Here is an 18575-nt window from a genome sequence, read left to right as displayed (position 1 = left end):
ATTAACCGGTGCTCAAAACCGTTCTATTTATAGAGGTTTTAACAATTGTTATTGGTAAGATTAAAAAAATGATAAGTACTTTTATGTTTACTTTAAACTATTTTTCCTGTAACTCTTGTTTTAATGAATTTTTTTGAGGCTTCTGTACATCCGTCAAAACGATATTTATATGGTAAAAAGTTAATCGTTTGCATCATTTTTGGATTCTTTTTAAGCACTAATTTTTCCTGGGCTCTACAGAAATCGAAAAAGATAGATAGCTTACATAATAAATTACAAGCCTATACTTTAGAAGATACAATAAAGATCAACCTTTTAAATGATATAGGATATGAATATTGGATCGTAGAGGCTAATGAATCTATACGTTTTGGCTTGCAAGCCCTGCAATTGTCAAAGCGATTATCGTATCCAAAAGGTATTGCCAGAGCTAATCGTGTAGTAGGTGTAGCATATTGGGCACAAGGCAATCTAACACAAGCATTACTATTCTTAAATAATTCGCATAAAGCCTATCAAAGTATACGAGATAAGAAAGGGATAGCCAATACTACGCTTAACATAGGAATGGTATATGCAGATCTTAAAGAGTATAAAAAAGCACAACAATATTATGAACAGGCCATTAATGAATTTACTGCATTAGGCTTGAAAGGGAGAATAGCTACTACTTTTACAAAAATAGGTACGATGCTGGTAGAACAAAGTAAACATGAGGAAGCATTAAAATATTTAACCGATGCGCTAAAAATGCATACCGATACTAATTTTACCTATGGTATAGCAGAAGCACATAGTAAACTGGGAATTTTATATTTGTACAAAAGCGAAATAGAACAAGCCTATTACCACGTAAAAAAGTCTAAGGAATTAGGAAGCAAAGTGAGCGATATCGATGGATTAACTAATAATTTGATCATTCACGGTAAAATCCTAAGACTATCGGGTAAACTGGAGGAAGCTGTTGGTGAGATAAACAAAGGATTGAAACTAGCCAAAGAAAACAATCTTAAGAAATATGAGTTGTTTGCCTATGAAGAATTAAAAGAACTTAAAAAACAACAATCTAAACCAGAAGAGGCATACTATTTTTATGATAAATATATTGTGCTTAGAGACTCTCTTTTTAATTTGGAGAAATCTAAGCAAATAGCTTACATAGAATTTGCGAATGAACTAGAAAAAAAAGATAAAGAACTAGTATCATTTAAGGCGCAGGAGGAAAAAGATGATATAATCCAACTTGTTTTGGTCCTTAGTGTAATTATTATATTAATTAGTGCTTGCTTTATTTATATAATTTCCAGACAACGTGCTAAAAAAAGCAATCAATTAGCTGTAAAAACAAAACAACTTTTAGAATCTGCCAATGCACTAACACAAAAAGAGTTAGAAAACTCGGAGTTAAAACAAAAAGAATTAAAGCAACAATTAGATTTTAAGAATAAAGAATTGAGTTCTTACACTTTAAATTTTATAAAGAAAAATGAAGTTATTCAAAGCATACAACATACGATACAACAAATCAAAAAGTCTCCTTCTTTAGAAAAAACTAAACTGATTGCTGATCTGAATAAAATTGTACGAAAAAACCTAAGTATTGATAAAGATTGGGAGGATTTTAGTCGGTTTTTTGAAGATGCGCACCAAGGATTCTATACCCAATTAAAATATAAACATCCAGACCTAAGTATGAACGATCTAAAGATATGTTCATTGATACGGCTTAATCTTAATGTAAAAGAAATGGCCGGGATTTTAGGAATCTCTCCCGATAGCGCCAGAACTGCTAGATATCGTCTACGTAAAAAGCTAAAATTATCTCCAGAACAAGAAATTTCCTCCTACTTGATCCACCTCAAACAATAAAAAGAGTAGTTATAAGCATCTATTACTAAGATATTTTTTTTTAATGTTTAATTAATTGATAATCAGTATTTTGAAATTTTAATGTCTACACATTGTATATCTATTTTTAACATTTTACAACACATAGTATACACTTTGTAAGCATTGTTATTATGGTCTTCGACTTGTTATTCTTTAGTTTTATAAAAGTAACTGTTTTACAATACTTTTTAAAACCGACAATATGATAAAACCAAAGACAACATATGCAAAGAGTGGAGATGTCAATATAGCCTATCAAGTTTTTGGTTCGGGACCTATTGATCTAGTATATATTCCAGGATGGGTTTCTAATATTGATTTGATGTGGTCATGTCCAGAATTGGTTAATTTCTTTGAAGAACTTGGTAAATTTGCAAGAGTGATTCTTTTTGATAAAAGAGGGACCGGACTTTCGGATAGAGTCGTAGAATTTGCTACACTAGAAGAGCGGATGGAAGATATTACCGCCGTTATGGATGCAGCGGGATCAGAAAAAGCTGTACTCTTTGGTCATTCAGAGGGCGGTAGTGTTTCTGCCTTATTCAGCGCAACCTATCCAGATCGTGTCATCTCTTTGATTGCTTTTGGGATTTTTGCAAAGAGAAGATATTCTGAAGAATATCCTTGGGCACCTAAAGATGAAGAGCGCCAGGAAGTGTATGATATGATAGCGAATGATTGGGGAAGTGGAGCTATGAACTTAGAGTCTTTAGCACCCTCAAAAGCACAAGATAAAGTATTTATGGAATGGTTGGCTAATTACTTTCGTTCTGGAGCAAGTCCGAGAGCAGCTATGGCACTCACCAAAATGAATACCCAAGTAGATATCATTAACATTTTAGGATCGATAAAGGTTCCTACATTATTATTGCAGCGTGTAGATGATATCGATGTTAAGATCGAAGAAGGGCGATTTATAGCAAATCGTATTCCCGATTCGAGATTAGTAGAGCTCGAAGGAAATGATCATTTGTTCTGGGTTGGTGACACCAAGGCGGTTTTAGAAAACATAAAATCATTTATAGATACGATAGAAATAGCTTCTGAGCCTATTTATGAAAGAAAGCTGTATACCTTTATGGTAGGACATCTTCAAACTGCAGAGGCTTATCAATATACTGTTCAAAACTTAGTACAGAAATTTGCAAGTAAGTATAAAGGGAATGTAATAATCAATACTAAAAACACTTTTACTATCACTTTTGAAGGGCCTAGTAAGGCAGTATATTGTAGTACAGAACTTGTAGAAATCGTCAAAAGTTTTAACACGCAAATTTCGATCGGTATTGATATCAAAGAATGTTCTATTAGAGACTGCGTTTGTGAAGAAACAGAAGATTTTGTGAGCTTTATAGGAAACCAATCCTCCCCTAATCAAATTGTACTTACGCAAACAGTAAAAAACTTACTAGTTGGTGTGGATATGGACTTTACACCTAACAAGACCGTTTTTAAAACAGAATTGGGAACTTCCTTGCTCTTATTTACGGCAACCAAAAAATCGCAGCCAGAAACCACTATCATAAAAAAACATAAAGATCCACAACAAAACTCTTTTTTACAACAGGTAGTTCAGAACATAAATAATCATATGAGTAATGACTATTATGGAGTGACAATACTTTGCAGAGAGATTGGAGTAAGTGAACGACAACTGCAGCGTAAGCTTAAAGCGATTACCAATAAATCTCCGAATCAATTAATTTCTTTAATTCGTTTAAACAGAGCTAAAGAGTTAATTATGAACAAACAGAGTACCATTTCTGAAATTGCATTTCAAACGGGATTTTCTAGTCCTTCCTATTTTTCTAAATGTTTTAAAAAAGAATTTGCAGTGAGTCCATCAGAACTCGTAAATTAGAAGATAAATATTTTATAGTAAATTGTAATTATCTATGTCACATCAATTAACCTTAATCTAGAATGAAATTTCTGTGCAAATTGGTATGCTTTTTTTAAGCCCGATAAGACAAATGTGAAATTTGTCTCTTATGGTGACCGTGAAGGGGTTAACTATCTTGATCCCTACAACGCTCCGCGTTGATAATCACAAAAAGAATTACTTCGAAAGTTTCAAAAAAAGAAGCGAGCTTCATTTCTGAAACTCGCTTTGTAATTCACACTTTTTGTGATTCATTCGTGACCGTGGAGGGATTCAAACCCCCAACCCTCAGAGCCGAAATCTGATGCGCTATTCAGTTGCGCCACACGGCCTATATACTATAATATATAACTAAGATAATTTACTTTTTACAATGGTAGAAATGATTTTACCATCTGCCTTACCTGTCAATTCTTTGGATACAATCCCCATCACTTTACCCATATCTTTCATACCAGATGCGCCAATATCATCGATTGTCATTACCACAACTTTTTCGATTTCTTCTTCGCTTAATTGTTCAGGTAAAAATTGCTCTATAACCTTGGCTTGATCAAGCTCGGGTTGCGCCAAATCTTCTCTTTTTTGCTCAGAGAAAATAGCTGCACTATCCTTACGTTGTTTTACCAATTTTTGCAATAGCTTAAGCTCTTGATCTTCGGTTAATTCTTCTTTTGCTCCGCTTTCTGTTTGAGCCAACAAAATAGCCGATTTAATGGCACGTAATGATGTTAATGCATTCGTATCCTTAGCTTTCATAGCCTCTTTCATGGCTGTCATTACTTCTTGTTGTAAACTCATCTTTCTTTAAATTAATCTTTAGGATTGCGAAGATAAAAAATAAACCGATAATCTTTAATCAGATTATCGGTTATCTAGTAAATTTTATATGTTACAAAATTCTTAATCTACATTGTCATGAAGAAAAGAATTATTTTTTCGCAATTGTATATCATCATTACTATCAGTTCCTAAAGAAGTTCTAGATAATCCTGGATCATCAGGTTTAGCCTCAACATCTATTCCCGCACGCTTATATGCTGGCTCTTTTTCGATATCATCGATGTTTGATGAACTATTTCTGAATTTATAATTAAATTCTTTCATCTTAGCACGTCGCTCTGCTGCTCTAGCTTTAAGAGTTTCTGAAATTGGTTGATCCACTGGATCTACATTTTCTGGTGTTTCTGCCTCTGGTTCGGGAGCTACAGTCTTCTTTTCAAAAATCACTTCTTCATCCTCTTCCATAACATCTGCAGGTTGCGCATCAGTCAATCGTTTTTCTTCTTCCATATAATCTTCAAGACTATATTTTTGACCTCCTCCAGAAATTGCCTCTCCTACTGGTACAACTTCTATAGGTTCATTAACCTCTATATCAAGGATATCATCGCTTAAATCAAAGATTATAGGTTGATCCTCTTCCTCTATTTTTTGTTCATTGGTAGCTGCAACATCAATAGCACTGTCGGGTTCTTGATTACCACTTGCTGGCATATCAAAAGCTAGTGAAAATTGATCATTATCTTCCTCTTCTTCTTGACTTATTTCTTTGGCATCATTTACCTCTATTTCTTTGATGATATCTTGTGCATTAATAATCACAAAATCATTATCAGAAGAGAAAGGACTCACCACTTCATACTCTACATCGATATTTTTTATCAAATCCGTAGTTCGAATAAGATCAGACTCCTCTTTTATCTCTTCATCTTCGATTAACTCATGTTTGATAATCTTAGGTTCCTCTATTTCTTTGTTCTTTGGTAAAGGAGAAAGTGCCGGTGTAACTTTGCTAGTAGATTTTGGCGTTAAGTTCTGTATAGCAGCCCTTTGCTCATCCTCTAGCGTATGGATAATCTTTTTTGTCTCAGTATTTACGATTTCATCCTGTTGCTCAACATCAAAACCTGTAGCTATAATTGTAACCGAGATAGCATCCTCTAGAGACTCATCTTCACCTACACCCATAATTATATTAGCACCATGACCTGCTTCTTGTTGAATATGATCATTGATTTCACCAATTTCATCAATAGTAATCTCTTCTTTACCTGATACTATTAATAAGAGAACATTTTTAGCACCCGTAATTTTATTATCGTTAAGCAATGGAGAATCCAAAGCTTTTACAATAGCATCGTGCGCACGTTTGTTACCAGAGGCATTAGCAGAGCCCATGATTGCAGTACCACTATTACTAAGTACAGTTTTGGCATCACGTAAATCAATATTTTGAGTATAATGGTGCGTAATTACTTCGGCAATACCTCTAGATGCTGTAGCAAGAACTTCGTCTGCTTTGGAGAAACCAGCTTTAAATCCAAGGTTACCATATACTTCTCTTAGTTTATTATTATTGATTACTATCAATGAATCTACATGAGCCCGAAGTCGTTCTACACCTAATTGTGCTTGTTCATTACGCATACGCCCTTCAAACTGAAACGGAATAGTAACAATACCTACGGTAAGGATATCTAACTCCTTAGCCATTTTAGCAATAATAGGAGCAGCTCCTGTACCCGTACCACCACCCATACCAGCAGTAATGAAAATCATTTTGGTATTGGTGTCCAACATGTTCTTTATCTCTTCATAGCTTTCTACAGCAGATTGTTCTCCCACTTCGGGATTTGCGCCTGCTCCTAACCCTTCGGTTAAGGATACTCCTAATTGTATCTTATTTGGAATTGAGCTATTCTCTAATGCTTGTGCATCTGTATTACAGATCACAAAATCAACACCTTTGATCCCCTGCAGGAACATGTGATTGATAGCATTGCTACCACCACCTCCTACACCAATCACTTTAATCACATTGGATTGGTTTTTAGGTAAATCAAACGAAATGTTTTCAAATTCTTCGTTATTACTCATAATTGCTAATTTTCTGGTTCTCCTATTTTTTTATACTTTTTTTACTGCTCTTTTCTGGAGCATTATTAGTTCCTAAATCTATTCGGCGTTATCCAAAAATTCCTTGAATTTTTCTGTCCATTTTTCCAGAATATTCTTTCTTGGTTTTAGATCTACCCTTGGGTTTTCTTCTTCATTCACCACTTCATTCTCATTTGCTTCTACATGTTGTTGACCAACTGTTTCAGTATTTGTTACTACTTCTTTCTTTACTATTTTCTTTTGCTTCTGCATATGCACTAACCCATCCATCACTAATCCTACCGCAGTGGCATACATCGGACTCGTAGTTTCAGAATCGCTATTACCTGCCAAATGCTCATTTGGATATCCTATTCGAGTATCCATTCCTGTTATATACTCTACTAATTGTTTAAGATGTTTTAATTGAGACCCTCCACCTGTTAATACTATTCCTGCGATTAATTTTTTCTTAGGAGATTCATGTCCATAATTTTTAATTTCTAAAAAAACCTGCTCTACAATCTCTACTACACGAGCATGAATAATTTTGGATAAATTCTTTAATGTAATTTCTTTAGGTTCCCTTCCTCTTAAACCAGGAATCGAAACAATCTCATTATCTTTATTTTCTCCTGGCCATGCAGAACCAAATTTGATTTTTAATAATTCAGCCTGTTTTTCAATAATAGAGCATCCCTCTTTTATATCTTCAGTAATTACATTTCCTCCAAAAGGAATCACTGCAGTATGACGAATAATACCATCTTTAAAAATTGCCAAATCTGTAGTACCTCCTCCTATATCTATCAAAGCAACTCCTGCTTCTTTTTCTTCTTGACTTAAAACGGCATTGGCAGAAGCAAGTGGTTCTAGAGTAACATCAGACAGTTCTAATCCAGAACTCTTTACACATCTTCCTATATTACGAATAGAAGTTACTTGTCCTACAACGACATGAAAATTTGCTTCTAGTCGTCCCCCATACATACCTACAGGCTCTTTGATTTCGGCTTGACCATCAACTTTATATTCTTGCGGCAATACATGAAGAATTTCTTCTCCTGGTAACATGACCAACTTATGCACTTGATTGCATAACTTATCGATATCATCCTCGTCTATAACAGCATCTGCATTAGGCCTGGTGATATAATCACTGTGTTGTAAACTTCTGATATGCTGCCCTGCGATACCAACCGTTACATCATTAATCTTCATTCCCGAAACACTCTCGGCTTCTTGGATAGCTTGTTGTATAGATTGAATAGTTTGCGTTATATTATTAACAACACCTCGGTGCACTCCTAAACTCTTGGATTTACCAACTCCTAGGACTTCCATCTTTCCATATTCATTATACTTCCCGACCATAGCAACAATCTTTGTTGTTCCTATGTCTAATCCTACCGCTATTTCATTTGTTGCTCTTTCCATGTTGGTATTATTTTATGGTACACACCACTTGATTACTAAACTGTAAACTGACTTTTTTATATTTATCAAGACTTTTATCTCGTAAAGCTTTTTGATAAAAAGCTTTGAAATTCTTGACTTTACTTCCTAAATCTTCTACTTCCCCAATAACGACCTTAAACGAGTATACCCTTAATTCTAACTCGTAATGTCCTTTGTTATTTCTATATACTCCAACGACATGCTTTTTCAAAAATTTATCTTTCTGAATTTTCTTCAGTAAAGGAAAAACTTCTGTCACTTCTCTTTCTGACACATTATGCACTAATGGTACATGTGCCGAATGACTACTTGATAAAGGCATGGTACTTCCAGTAATATCCACATAAAAAGGAGTAACCGCATTAACCCGTGCAATTGGGGTGCGTTGTTTAATTAGTGCCCTAAGTTCTCCATTTACAGTAAGATATACATCAGAATGCTCGATCATTTTGTGTGAATCCAACTCCTGCTCTACAGTATTCAAAACTAAAATTTCTTTACCCACGTTCGTAACTCTCTCCTGATTTTGTATTAACAATTTATTAACCATGGCTTCATTTACGTATGGATCCTGCTCTTCGACAAATTCTATGAGCACTTCATTGATCTGTCTCTCCTTATTTCGCTTACTTGTAAAAGCAAAAAGAACTACAATCAAAACGATTAAACCGCTAAATTTCAGATATGTCATTATATTTTTCATATCGCTAATGCCTCTTTTATACTTTTTACTTCTTCTCCAATATCTCCCGCACCAATTGTTAATACAACTTGTGGATTACTTTTTTTTATTTCTTCAATTAAATTTTCTTTTACTACCAATTTTTTATTGCTCACTTCTACTTTATTTAATAACCATTCTGAAGTTATACCCTCGATCGGTAACTCTCTGGCTGGGTATATATCAAGAAGTAATAATTGATCAAATTGACTGAGGCTTATTGCAAAATCTTCTGCGAAATCTCTGGTTCTACTATACAAATGAGGTTGAAAAATAGCTAGTACGTTTTTACCTGGATGCATTTCTCTTACTGCTTGATGCAAAGCATTAATCTCTGTAGGGTGATGAGCATAATCATCTACATACACCAAATCTTTTGTTTTTATTTGATAAGTGAATCTACGCTGTACACCTTTAAAAGAAAATAAAGCCTTTGCCAGAGATGTGGTCGGGGTGCCGTAAAGCATCGCTATGGCAAAGGCTGTTATGGCATTTAACAAGTTATGTGTACCTGGCAGGTTTAAATGCAAATCCCTTATGAGCTCGTGTGGTGTTTTTAAATCAAAAATGTAAGTCCCGTTATCTATTCTTATGTTTTGCGCACAATAATCCGAAGTATCATTCACACCAAAAGTTATCCCCGAAATGGGCAATCCATTGCAGATCAACAGATGATCTTTTGCCCTTGACGAAAATTCTACAAATGATTCTTCGAGTGCGTTAGCTTTCTCATATATATCCAAATGATCAGCATCCATTGATGTAATCGCCACGATATCCGGATAGAGTTGTAAAAATGACCTATCAAATTCATCAGCCTCGACAACAACTACTTCATTTCCTTCTAAAATCAGGTTAGAATTATAATTCTCACTAATTCCTCCTAAAAACGCTGTAACCTTTACACCTGCTTCTTTGAGTAAATGTCCCAAAATAGCTGTAGTCGTGGTTTTACCATGAGTTCCTGCAACAGCAAGTGTATACACATTTTTGGTAATTATCCCCAAAACCTCTGCTCTCTTTTTTACAGAAAACCCGCTATCCTTAAAATGATTAAATTCTTTATGATCTCTGGGAATTGCAGGTGTGTATACAACCAATGTTTCTTCTTTGTCTAAAAACACCTCTGGAATAGCAGTTATAGCATCATCAAAATGAATATCTATCCCTAACTCACTTAAATCTAAAGTGATTTGTGTTGATGTCTTATCATAACCCGCCACATTCTTTCCTAAAAACTTAAAATATCGAGCAAGAGCACTCATACCGATACCTCCGATACCGATAAAATAAATGTTTTTTATATGTTCTAAAGTTTTGTTCATATTCACTTTAGTTCCTAATCGATTTTTCTTTAATTATTTTTTCAATTTCATCAACGATATCAGCGGTTGCATTAGGCAAAGCCATTTTCTTTATAGCTTTTGATAATTGTACCTGTAACTCTTTTGAATCTAATAATTCTGATATGGTATTTTCAAAATTTTCATCTAACTCACTCTCTTTAAGCATTTTTGCTCCTTGCTTATTAACTATAGCATTTGCATTTTTAGTCTGATGATCTTCTGCAACATTAGGCGATGGAATAAACAATACGGGTTTTGCTACAATACACAACTCGGAAACCGAACTTGCACCTGCTCTAGATATAATTATATCCGCCGCCGCATAAGCCAAATCCATTGTGTCTAAAAATTCATGTACCTGCACATCATTTTTACCATTATATTTCTTATATTCTGAGTAATACAACTTTCCACATTGCCAAATTACCTGAACCCTGGTATTTTTAAAAAAACCAAGTTCTTTTTCTATGAGTTGATTTATTCTCCTCGCTCCTAAACTTCCGCCAAGTATTAAAATAGTCTTCTTATCAGTATTCAAACTATATTTAGCTACACCTAAATCTCTTTTATGCTCTGTATTTAATAAATCTTGACGTACTGGATTTCCTGTTTTCACCACCTTCTTTGCAGGAAAAAAACGATCCATGTGGTCATAAGCAACACATATCCTATTTGCTTTTTTTGCCAACCATTTATTCGTAATTCCAGGAAATGAATTTTGCTCTTGGATTACGGTCGGAATATTTTTTGAACTTGCCATTCTTAATAAGGGTCCACTTGCAAAGCCACCAGTACCTATCACTATGTCCGGCTTAAAATTTTCAATAATTCTCTTTGACTTCCAAAGACTACTTATCAATTTTAACGGAAACAATAAATTACTTACCGTTAATTTTCTTTGAATACCACTAATCCATAATCCAATTATTTTATACCCCGCTTTAGGCACTTTTTGCATTTCCATGCGATCTTTAGCACCAACAAATAAGACATCCATATTTGGGTATCTATTACGTAATTCGTTGGCAATAGCTATTGCAGGATAAATATGACCTCCTGTTCCTCCTCCTGATAATATGACTTTTAATACTCTACTCATACCACTTCCTGCAAAACCTCTAATGGATTCTCTTCTTGTTCTAATTCTTGTTCTTCTTCTATTATTGCTTCTCTTTTACTACTCACACTTAAAACAATCCCTATCGCTAGACATGTCATCCAAATAGAGGTCCCTCCACTACTAATAAGTGGTAGTGTTTGTCCCGTTACTGGAAATAATTCTACTGCCACTGCCATATTAATTAATGCCTGAAAAACAATAGGAAGACCAACACCAATGACCAACAATTTACCAAAGACATCTACACTTTTATGCGCCGCAATCACCAATCTAAATAATAGAAGTAAATACAACAACATTAAAAAAACACCTCCTACAAACCCCCACTCTTCAATAATGATCGCATAAATAAAATCTGATGAAGACTGAGGTAAAAAATTTCTTTGAACACTTTTACCTGGCCCTGTACCAATTACTCCTCCTCTTGCAATAGCAATTTTTGCACGCTCGATTTGATAATCTTCTTGAGTCTCTTTGTTATCGGTAAAATTCTCAATTCTACTCACCCAGGTATCCACTCTATTAGGAAACACTCCCGGAAAAGCTTTAGCGAACAAAATGAAAAAAGTAAGTATCAACAATCCAGATCCCAAAATTGTCATAATGTATTTTAAGGGATACCCCCCAAGAAACACCAACATGATTACCATTGAAAATATAATCGCAGCTGTCGAAAAGTTAGCTGGTAAAATGAGTATTAAAACTAAGAACACCGGCACCCATAAAGGCAACAACGTTTCTTTAAAAGACAACATTTCACCTTTAATTTTGGAAAGGTATCTTGCTACATAAGCCATTAATACCACAGCAGCCAAAGTAGATGTTTGAAAAGTGACTCCTACAAAAGGCAGTCTAATCCAGCGACTTGCATTGGCGCCATCTATGGTTGTATTCTGTGCCATAGTAACCAACAACAAGATTAAAACCACTGGTATCATTATGATAGAGAGCCCCTTGAAATAATGATATGGTATCTTATGAACTCCATACATAATCAAAAAACCCAATACTAAATGTGCAAAATGTTTTACTAAAAAACTAAATGTATCTCCATCGCCATATAAATATGCCAAATTACTACTAGCACTATACACAGGTAAAAAAGAAAACAATGCCAACAAGGCTGCTACAGCCCAGATTACCTTATCACCTTTTATATTTGCCAGTACTCTTATCATTATATTTTTTAGTATTTAGTATTTATTTTTTTTTATAATTCTCTTACTGCTTCTTTAAATTGTCTTCCTCTTTCCTCATAATTTTTGAACAAATCAAAACTTGCGCAAGCCGGAGACAATAGCACATTTTCATTTCTTTCGGCAATTTTATATGCCATATTTACTGCTTCTTTCATAGATTGTGTTTCAACAATATTATCTACACAATTGCCAAAAGCATTTACTATTTTACTGTTATCTATCCCTAAACAAATAATCGCTTTTACTTTTTCATTTACCAAAGGATATAACTCTGAATAATCATTTCCTTTATCCACTCCTCCAACAATCCATACCGTTGCAGATTTCATAGCATCTAATGCATAAAAGGTAGCATTAACATTTGTTGCTTTTGAATCATTGATGTATTGAACATTGTTTATTTTCAATACACTTTCTAATCGGTGTTCTACCCCATGAAAATTTTCTAAACACTCTCTTATGGTAGTTTTTCTGATTTTCAATAATTGTGACACCGTAGCCGCAGCCATAGCGTTTTTCACATTGTGATTTCCTTTTAAGGATAAATTTGTTGTTGGCATGATTAATTTGTTGTTATCTATTATTATGTTAATATTTTTTTTCTCTACATATGCTCCGTTCTCTACCTTTTCTTTTAATGAAAAAGGCAACAATTTTGAACGAATAGGGTGTTTTTCTAAATAATCCGTAATTACAGCATCGTCGGCATCATAAATGAAATAATCATCTTCGGTTTGATTCATTGTAATTCGAAATTTTGAAGCGATATATTTTTCAAACTGATAATCATATCGATCCAAATGATCGGGTGTTATATTCGTAAGCACCGCTATGTGAGGTGCAAAATCAATAATACCGTCTAATTGAAAACTACTGAGCTCTAATACATAATACGGTGCGTCATTTTCTGCTACTTGTTTAGCAAAACTATCTCCGATATTACCGCCCATATTTACTACTAAACCTCCGTGTTTAAGCACATGATTAGTAAGCATCGTAGTGGTTGTCTTTCCATTACTTCCAGTTATCCCCACTATGATAGCCGAAGTATATTTAGACGCAAACTCAATCTCTGAAACCACAAGAATCTCTCTTGCTTTCAAGGTTTGTATTAAAGCAACTTTATCAGGAATTCCTGGGCTTTTTACTACGATATCAGCATTTAAAATTTTAACTTCTGTATGCTGTTGCTCCTCCCATTCTATTTCAAAATTTATAAGAACTTTTTTATAATGATCTGCTATTATCCCTTTATCAGAAACAAAAACATCATATCCTTCTTTTTTACCCAAAATGGCAGTTCCTACTCCACTTTCTCCAGCTCCCAATACCACCAATCTCTTCATACTACCTCACCTTTAGAGTAATCACCGCAATAATTGCAAGAAAAATACCTACAATCCAAAACCGAGATACAATCTTACTTTCATGAATTCCCTTCTTCTGATAATGATGATGCAATGGAGACATCAAAAACACTCTTCTTCCTTCTCCATATTTCTTTCGAGTATACTTAAACCAGCTAACCTGGATCATTACCGATAATGTTTCTATAAAAAATATTCCACAAAGAATTGGCACTAAAAATTCTTTACGAATAGCTATTGCAATGACCGCTATAATCCCACCAATAGTTAAACTACCTGTATCTCCCATAAAAACTTGAGCGGGATATGTATTATACCACAAAAACCCTACTAGGGCACCTGCAAAAGCAGTAATGAAAATGGTAGTTTCACCAGAGTTAGGGATATACATCACATTTAAATAATCTGAAAAAATGATATTACCAGATACCCATGCAAACAATGCTAACGTGAGTACTATTATAGCCGATGAGCCGGCCGCCAATCCATCAATACCATCGGTAAGATTTGCTCCATTTGACACGGCTGTTACTATAAATATTACAATGGGTATAAAAATTAACCACGCGTATTTACCTAAATCAGGGCTAATCCAAGTAATTAGATCAGAGTAATCAAATTCATTATTCTTAAAAAACGGGATTGTGGTTTTGGTTGATTTTATTGCAGGATTAAAATCCGATTTTTCTTGAGTGGTCACAACCTGCTCAATATCGGAATCTGCTTTTTCTTGTCTCACCGTTATATCTTCATGGAAGTACATAGTACATCCCACAATAAGCCCTAAACCAACCTGGCCAATTACTTTAAATTTTCCTGCTAGACCTTCTTTATCTTTTTTCTTTATTTTTAGATAGTCATCTGTAAAACCAATAACTCCCATCCATAGGGTAGCGACTATTAATAAGATTACATATATATTATCCAGCTTAGCAAATAACAGTACAGGTATCAGAGTGGCTAAAATAATTATCACTCCGCCCATAGTAGGTGTCCCTGCCTTCTCGGCCTGCCCATCTAATCCCAACTCACGAATACTTTCTCCCATTTGTTTCTTTCTCAAAAACTCAATGATTCGCTTACCATAAATTGTAGAGATTAATAACGACAGTATTATCGCCAACGCCGCTCTAAATGTGATAAATTGAAACAGCGACGCCCCGGGGAACTGGTATTCGCTTTCTAAATATTCAAATAAGTAGTATAACATAAGTTCACAACTTGCACATCCAAAAAAGATGCGACAAGAATTTTATTTATTTAGTTTTTTCAATTCTTCTTTAACAATTTCAAAATCATCAAAGTCAATTCGTTCTTTATTAATTTCTTGATAAGTCTCATGACCCTTACCAGCAATCAAGATGATATCATCATGTTCAGCCAATTGACATGCGGTTTTAATTGCTTGTTTCCTATCGGTTATCGCTAATGTTTTTTTATAATCCTGTGGTTCAACTCCTGTTTCAATATCTTTTATTATTTGATCAGGATCTTCTGTTCTTGGATTATCACTAGTGAAAATTGCTTTATTACTTAATTTAGCCGCTATATTGCCCATCACTGGACGTTTCATCTTATCCCTATCACCACCGCACCCTACAACTGTAATCAGTGTTTCGTTTTTAGTTCTAATATCATTAATGGTTTCTAACACGTTTTTTAATGCATCAGGGGTATGTGCATAATCTATTATCGCTGTAATTTTTTGTTCTTCTGAAATCAAATATTGAAACCTACCACTCACACTTGTGAGATCACTAAGCAATCGTAAAGTTTCTAATGTTTCTAAGCCCAATAATTCTGCCGTTCCAAAAATTGCCAAAAGATTATATGCATTAAAACTTCCTATTAATTTACTCCACACTTCATGATCATTTAACTTAAGAAGCAAACCCTCTAAGCTACTTTCTAAAATCTGACCTCTAAAATCTGCATAGGAACGTAAAGCATAACTATACTGTCTTGCCTTGGTGTTTTGAAGCATAAAAACACCATTTTTATCGTCTTTATTTGTTAACGCAAAGGCATCGGAGGACAAACCATCAAAGAACACTTTTTTCACATCGCGATACTCTTTAAAAGTGCTATGATAATCCAAATGATCATGAGATAAATTAGTAAACACACCTCCTGCAAACACCAAACCTTCTGTTCTTTTTTGGTGAATCCCATGTGAGCTAACCTCCATAAAGCAATACTCAACACCAGTTTCACTCATTTCCTTAAGGTGCTGATTAATAGACAAAGAATCTGGAGTGGTATGTGTAGCTCCATATTCCTTATTATCCACAAGAATTTTTACTGTTGATAAGAGGCCTACTTTAAAACCTGCTTTTTTAAACAATTGATACAACAAAGTTGCAATGGTCGTCTTACCATTAGTGCCGGTAACTCCAATCAATCTTAGATTCTCTGAAGGAGCACCATAATAGTTAGCGGCTATTATTGCTAATGCCGATTGAGTGTCGTCAACTTCGATATAGGTAACACCATTGACGGTTACCTCTGGCACTTGTTCACAAACAATTGCAATCGCTCCTTGATTAATTGATTTTTCTATAAAATCATGCCCATCAACAGCAGCACCTCGAATTGCTACGAACACATCATCTTGTTCAATTTTTCGGGAATCGAATTCAATTTTATTAATGCCCGTAGCAGTATTACCTACTACAGCATTAATTGCAACTTTATATATAACATCTTTCAATTCAATCACGACAATTCCAACTTAACGGTTTGATTAATTTGCACTTTTGTTCCAGGTTCTATTGATTGTTTTCTTACTCTACCAGATCCCTTTAACTCTACTCTAAGTCCCATGTTTTCTAGAAGTGAAATAACATCCATCGCTGGCATATCTTTCACATTAGGCATTATGGTTTTATATTTTTGAGCTTTCTCGTAATAAGTATCATAACTTTTAATCACCATACCACTTTCCTTAATTTGGTATGGCACTTCGTCGATCACAGGAATATCATTATAAATTTTGGTAGCGATAGTCTTAAACACAGGGCCTGCCACTTCATTACCATAATACCCCTTTTCTTTATTGGGTTTATGAACAACTACTATACAAGAGTAAATAGGTTTATCAGCAGGAAAATATCCTGCAAACGACGAGATATATTCTCTCTCTTTATCCCTACCATAATTACCCCAACAAGTGCCTGTTTTGCCTGCGATTTGAAAATTACTTGTATTAATATTATCTGCCGTTCCTCTTTTCACCACATTTCTCATCATTTCTTGAACGATTTTTGCAGTTTTCTTGGAGCATATTGTAGGGTTGATCACCTCTTTATCAAATCTTTCTCGAGTTTTATCCCAAGTTTTGACCTCTTTAATAAATCTTGGTTTTACCATTTCCCCATCATTAGCGATGGCATTATAAAAAGCCAATGTTTGTAAAGGTGTAAGGGCAACGCCATAACCATGTGCCATCCAAGGCAATGTAGTACCATACCAATCTTTATCCCCAGGATATGGGATTTTTGGAATACCTTCTCCCTTAATAGAAACCCCTAGAGGCTCTGCTAACCCCATATTCATCAATCGATCTACGAATGTTTTAGGATCGTTCTTATAATTCTCATTAATCATTTTTGCAAAAGCAGTATTTGAGGATAACTCAAAAGCTTTTGCTGCCGAAATTTCCCCATAACCTCCCCATTTAGAATCCTTAACAATCCTATCATAAAAACGCACACGACCATTCTCTGTATCTATTACATAACTAGAATCAATTTTTCTATCCTCTAGAGCAGCAACCATTGTCATCAATTTAAAAGTAGAGCCAGGCTCATGAGATTCTCCCACGGCATAGTTTAACTTTTCATAATATTTACCTGCTTTCGTTCTTCCAAGATTAGATATTGCCTTTATCTCCCCTGTTTTAGTTTCCATAACCACAACAGTCCCATGCTCAGCTTCAAATTTTTCTAACTGAGCCAAAAGTGCATGATGTGATATATCCTGAATATTTACATCGATGGTAGACACAACGTCATAACCATCTTGTGGCTCTACTTCATTAGCATCACCAATAGGTTTCCATTGATTTTTAGCAATCTTTTGTTTTTTACGCTTACCCTCTTTTCCTCTTAGAAAAGGGCCATACGCGCCTTCTAATCCCACTCTAGTATAATACCCTTGATCATCTCTTCTTTCATAACCCACTGTGCGCTCAGCAATCTTTCCAATAGGATGTTCTCTTACCGTTCTTTGCTCTACAATTAATCCACCACGATTGGCCCCAAAATTGAATAAAGGAAATTTCTTCACACGCATATATTGTGAATACCCCAAATTTCTACGAATCAATAAATATCGATTCTTGTTGGCTCTAGCAGTCCTTATCATTTTATCGTAATAAGAAACAGGCTTTCCGAATTCTTTAGAAAGCGCTCCACATAGTGGCTTTACATATTCTCTAAAATCTTTATCCGTTACGGTTAACGCATCAAATCGTATATCGTATTTTGGCACAGAAGTAGCTAATAAATTCCCTTTGCTATCATAAAGATTCCCTCTATTTGCTGGTATATCAAAGGTTTTAAAAACCCGTTCCTGAGCTTTCTGTCGATACATATCTCCTTCGACAAATTGTATATTGACCAATTTCACCAATACAACTACGGCAAAAACGAACATACACGCTGCTATGAAATACAATCGGTTTAATATGTTTTTTTCTTTAATCGCCAAAA

At 34.7% G+C, this 18575-nt stretch carries 13 protein-coding genes and 1 tRNA gene; 2 read left to right on the top strand and 12 right to left on the bottom strand.

Annotation, left to right across the window (positions count from 1 at the left end; genetic code table 11):
- Window positions 1-123: 123 nt before the first annotated feature.
- Together DK508_RS05565 and DK508_RS05560 are read left to right on the top strand one after the other, a co-directional pair.
- Window positions 124-1869: a tetratricopeptide repeat protein gene (locus DK508_RS05565; RefSeq protein ID WP_109299758.1), complete on the top strand. Its 1746-nt coding sequence runs from the start codon at window positions 124-126 to the stop codon at window positions 1867-1869.
- Between the two features lie 223 nt (window positions 1870-2092).
- Window positions 2093-3751 carry an alpha/beta fold hydrolase gene (locus DK508_RS05560; RefSeq protein WP_109299757.1) on the top strand — a complete coding sequence of 553 codons (1659 nt, stop codon included), beginning with the start codon at window positions 2093-2095 and terminating at the stop codon, window positions 3749-3751.
- Window positions 3752-4030: 279 nt separating this feature from the next.
- Here the strand turns inward: DK508_RS05560 and DK508_RS05555 are convergent.
- From DK508_RS05555 to DK508_RS05500, 12 genes are all read right to left on the bottom strand, one after another.
- A tRNA-Arg gene (locus tag DK508_RS05555) sits at window positions 4031-4104 on the bottom strand.
- Between the two features lie 19 nt (window positions 4105-4123).
- Complete coding sequence (locus tag DK508_RS05550; RefSeq protein ID WP_109299756.1) at window positions 4124-4573, bottom strand: GatB/YqeY domain-containing protein; 450 nt, start codon at window positions 4571-4573, stop codon at window positions 4124-4126.
- Window positions 4574-4675: 102 nt separating this feature from the next.
- A complete protein-coding gene (ftsZ, locus tag DK508_RS05545; protein WP_109299755.1) occupies window positions 4676-6652 on the bottom strand; it encodes a cell division protein FtsZ in 1977 nt (658 codons plus the stop codon).
- A 78-nt stretch (window positions 6653-6730) separates the two neighbouring features.
- Window positions 6731-8089 carry a cell division protein FtsA gene (gene ftsA, locus DK508_RS05540; protein WP_109299754.1) on the bottom strand — a complete coding sequence of 453 codons (1359 nt, stop codon included), beginning with the start codon at window positions 8087-8089 and terminating at the stop codon, window positions 6731-6733.
- A 7-nt stretch (window positions 8090-8096) separates the two neighbouring features.
- On the bottom strand, window positions 8097-8813 hold the full coding sequence (locus DK508_RS05535) for a cell division protein FtsQ/DivIB (protein ID WP_109299753.1): 717 nt from the start codon (window positions 8811-8813) through the stop codon (window positions 8097-8099).
- Entirely contained in the window at window positions 8810-10156 is a 1347-nt protein-coding gene (murC, locus tag DK508_RS05530; protein WP_109299752.1) for a UDP-N-acetylmuramate--L-alanine ligase, read from the bottom strand. The genes DK508_RS05535 and murC overlap by 4 nt, the downstream gene beginning before the upstream one ends.
- A gap of 7 nt (window positions 10157-10163) precedes the next feature.
- Window positions 10164-11276, bottom strand: a complete 1113-nt coding sequence (murG, locus tag DK508_RS05525) for an undecaprenyldiphospho-muramoylpentapeptide beta-N-acetylglucosaminyltransferase (RefSeq protein WP_109299751.1) — start codon at window positions 11274-11276, stop codon at window positions 10164-10166.
- Window positions 11273-12475, bottom strand: coding sequence for an FtsW/RodA/SpoVE family cell cycle protein (locus tag DK508_RS05520; RefSeq protein WP_109299750.1), 1203 nt, complete (start codon window positions 12473-12475; stop codon window positions 11273-11275). The genes murG and DK508_RS05520 overlap by 4 nt, the downstream gene beginning before the upstream one ends.
- Window positions 12476-12507: 32 nt before the next feature.
- The gene (murD, locus tag DK508_RS05515) at window positions 12508-13842 is read right to left on the bottom strand and encodes a UDP-N-acetylmuramoyl-L-alanine--D-glutamate ligase (protein WP_109299749.1); all 1335 of its coding nucleotides are present in this window, start codon (window positions 13840-13842) and stop codon (window positions 12508-12510) included.
- A gap of 1 nt (window position 13843) precedes the next feature.
- The gene (gene mraY, locus DK508_RS05510) at window positions 13844-15073 is read right to left on the bottom strand and encodes a phospho-N-acetylmuramoyl-pentapeptide-transferase (protein ID WP_109299748.1); all 1230 of its coding nucleotides are present in this window, start codon (window positions 15071-15073) and stop codon (window positions 13844-13846) included.
- Window positions 15074-15115: 42 nt separating this feature from the next.
- Window positions 15116-16582, bottom strand: a complete 1467-nt coding sequence (locus DK508_RS05505) for a UDP-N-acetylmuramoyl-L-alanyl-D-glutamate--2,6-diaminopimelate ligase (protein WP_109299747.1) — start codon at window positions 16580-16582, stop codon at window positions 15116-15118.
- The gene (locus DK508_RS05500; RefSeq protein WP_200831844.1) at window positions 16579-18573 is read right to left on the bottom strand and encodes a penicillin-binding protein; all 1995 of its coding nucleotides are present in this window, start codon (window positions 18571-18573) and stop codon (window positions 16579-16581) included. Before DK508_RS05500 ends, DK508_RS05505 begins: the two co-directional genes overlap by 4 nt.
- Between the last annotated feature and the right edge of the window lie 2 nt (window positions 18574-18575).

This window comes from Aquimarina sp. AU474, assembly GCF_900312815.1.
Taxonomy (GTDB): domain Bacteria; phylum Bacteroidota; class Bacteroidia; order Flavobacteriales; family Flavobacteriaceae; genus Aquimarina.
The sequence above is the reverse complement of the archived record's forward strand: the minus strand, read 5'-3'. Positions and strand labels throughout refer to the sequence as shown.